We start from the raw sequence: 2,648 nt of genomic DNA on the forward strand, positions 1-2,648 counted from the left end.
TTTTATTGCAGGGAAACTTTGAGACCTAGGCTCAAAGTTTAGCCATGAGACAGCTTTAGCTGGCTGCTGGCGACCTTGCTACTATATCCACAGTATTTTCAATGTATTCTGAATCCATACGCAAAAAAACATCCTTAGATTACTAAGGATGTTGTCATAAATTTCTTTAATTATTTTTCTGGGAAATATGAACGTAAGAATTTGTTAGCGAAATGAATATCTTCTAACCAGTTTTCTTGTCCAACATACCAGAATTCACCAGTGAAACGACGAACACCAATAGATAAGAAAGTGTCCACCATTTTCTTGAAATCAATTTGTCCAGTTCCAAAAGGAATTTCACGATAATGTCCAGGAATTGTTTCTTTTAAGTGAGCAGCCACAATATGGCCTTTCCCTAATTCGATATCTTCATAAACATTTTTCGCACCAGGTTCTAAAGAAGCATTTTTTAAGTTTCCTGAATCTGGATAAACTTGTAAATAAGGTGAATCTACTAAGTTTACAAAACGCATTGATTTTTCTACTGTATTCATAAATGGAGTTTCCATTGTTTCAAATCCTAAAACGATTCCTTTTTGAGCTGCTAATAAAGTAGCTTTTTTCAAGTTATCAATAAAGAATTCTAATGTATCTGCATCGCCTTCTTCATAGTATACATCATAACCAGCTAACTGAATGACACGAATTCCTAGGTCATCTGCTAATTCAATGGCTTTTTCCATAATTTCCATACTACGTTCACGTACAGATGCGTCATGTGATCCAAATGGATATTTACGGTGTCCACTTAAACACATTGAACGAATTGAAACGCCAGTTTCGTACATTGTTTTAACAAGTTCAAGACGTTCTTCTTTCGTCCACTCTAAACGAGCTAATTTTTCATCAGTTTCATCCACACTCATTTCTAAGAAATCGAATCCAGTAGCTTTAACCGTTTCTAACTTCTCTTTGAATGATAATGTGTTTGGCATTGATTTTTCATATAGTCCTAATTCGTACATGCTTAACTCCTACCCTTGTCCATAGTATGCATTCGCACCATGTTTACGTAAATAGTGCTTGTCTAAAATTGTTTGAGACATTGGTTGCAAGTTTGGATTTAATACTAAGTTATGCCAAGCCATATTAGCGACTTGTTCTAAAACAGTAATGTTGTGAACGGCATCAAAAGCATCTTTCCCCCAAGCAAATGGTCCGTGGTTAAATACTAATACACCAGGAATTGCATTAGGATCTTTATCTTTAAATGTTTCAACGATCACTTTACCAGTTTCTAACTCATAAGCACCTTTAATTTCTGCATCAGTCATCGCACGAGTACATGGGATTGTTCCGTAGAAATAGTCCCCTTGAGTTGTACCGAATGCAGGAATTTCTTGGCCGTTTTGAGCCATTGTAGTTGCCCAAGTTGAGTGAGTATGAACTACCCCTTTCACATCTGGGAAATTACGATAAATTTCTAAGTGTGTATCTAAGTCAGAAGATGGTTTTAAAGCTCCATCAATTTTATTTCCATCGATATCTACAATAACAATATCTTCTGCTTTCATTACATCATAATCTACCCCTGAAGGTTTAATAGCGATAACGCCAGCTTCACGGTCGTATTCTGAAACATTACCCCAAGTAAATAATACTAAATTATGTTTTGGTAATAATAAGTTAGCTTCAAGAACACGTTGTTTTAACGCTTCATATGCCATGATAAAAAAACTCCTTATGAATTAAAGCTCTAAAGCTGCTGAAATTTTTTCAGTCATTTCTTTTTCTGATAATAAGTTTTGTAAACCAACGATTTTAGTATTTGGTAAATCTACTCCGTCAAAAACTTCTAATAATGCTGAAGAAACAACTACCATGTCATAGCTTTTAGCTGATGATTTTGCTTCTGAAACTGCACAGTGATGTACTTCCAATGGAATATTTAATTTACGGAATACATTTGTTAATTTCATTTTGATAATTTGGCTTGATCCCATTCCACTTCCACATGCTGCTAATACTTTCATTGATATCTCTCCTTTAGAATTTGATAACGGGTAAGTCACTCTTACCCGTTACCTATTTTACTATAAAATTTTTACACTTAAAATAGATTAAGCTTGTTTATTTTCTAAATATGTTTCGTAATCTTCAGCGATTAAGAAATAATGTTCTTTGTTACGGCTGTATTGTAATTGAGGGATTGCTAAAAGAATAACTAATACGATACCTAATCCAATGTATTGGAAGTGTTGCATTAAGAATCCGAATCCTACCCAAACTGTATCCCAGTCGAAGTTACCATGCCATCCACCAAATGCTGCTAATCCAAATGCTCCAGCTGCGATTGCTCCACCTAAAACTTGGATTAAACCAGATAAGAATGACAAGATTGAAGCAGCACGTAAACCACCTTTGTGGTTAGCATATACTGCAAATGTAGCGTTATCGAAGAATACTGGTACGAAACCTGTAATAATTAATACTGGAGATTTGAACACGATTAATCCTAAGATTGCAACTACTTGTCCTAAAACCCCGAATAAGAAACCAACTGTTACTGCGTTTGGTGAACCAAATCCATATACAGCAGCACAGTCAACGGCTGGCATAGAACCTGGTAATAATTTGTTAGAGATACCTTGGAACGCTTCTGATAA

4 protein-coding genes are annotated in these 2,648 nt (G+C 35.2%); all 4 read right to left on the minus strand.

From position 1 onward, the window contains the following. Nucleotides 1-170: 170 nt before the first annotated feature. The gene (locus tag RWO76_RS08770) at nucleotides 171-1,007 is read right to left on the minus strand and encodes an L-ribulose-5-phosphate 3-epimerase (protein ID WP_227931339.1); all 837 of its coding nucleotides are present in this window, start codon (nucleotides 1,005-1,007) and stop codon (nucleotides 171-173) included. A 9-nt stretch (nucleotides 1,008-1,016) separates the two neighbouring features. Beyond that, entirely contained in the window at nucleotides 1,017-1,709 is a 693-nt protein-coding gene (locus RWO76_RS08775) for an L-ribulose-5-phosphate 4-epimerase (protein WP_314355256.1), read from the minus strand. Nucleotides 1,710-1,730: 21 nt separating this feature from the next. Continuing rightward, the gene (locus RWO76_RS08780) at nucleotides 1,731-2,015 is read right to left on the minus strand and encodes a PTS sugar transporter subunit IIB (protein ID WP_314355257.1); all 285 of its coding nucleotides are present in this window, start codon (nucleotides 2,013-2,015) and stop codon (nucleotides 1,731-1,733) included. A gap of 87 nt (nucleotides 2,016-2,102) precedes the next feature. Continuing rightward, nucleotides 2,103-2,648, minus strand: a 546-nt coding sequence (locus tag RWO76_RS08785) for a PTS transporter subunit IIC (RefSeq protein ID WP_314355258.1), incomplete at its 5' end; no start/stop codon positions are given.

The sequence above is a fragment of the uncultured Granulicatella sp. genome, from assembly GCF_963521425.1.
GTDB lineage: Bacteria > Bacillota > Bacilli > Lactobacillales > Aerococcaceae > Granulicatella.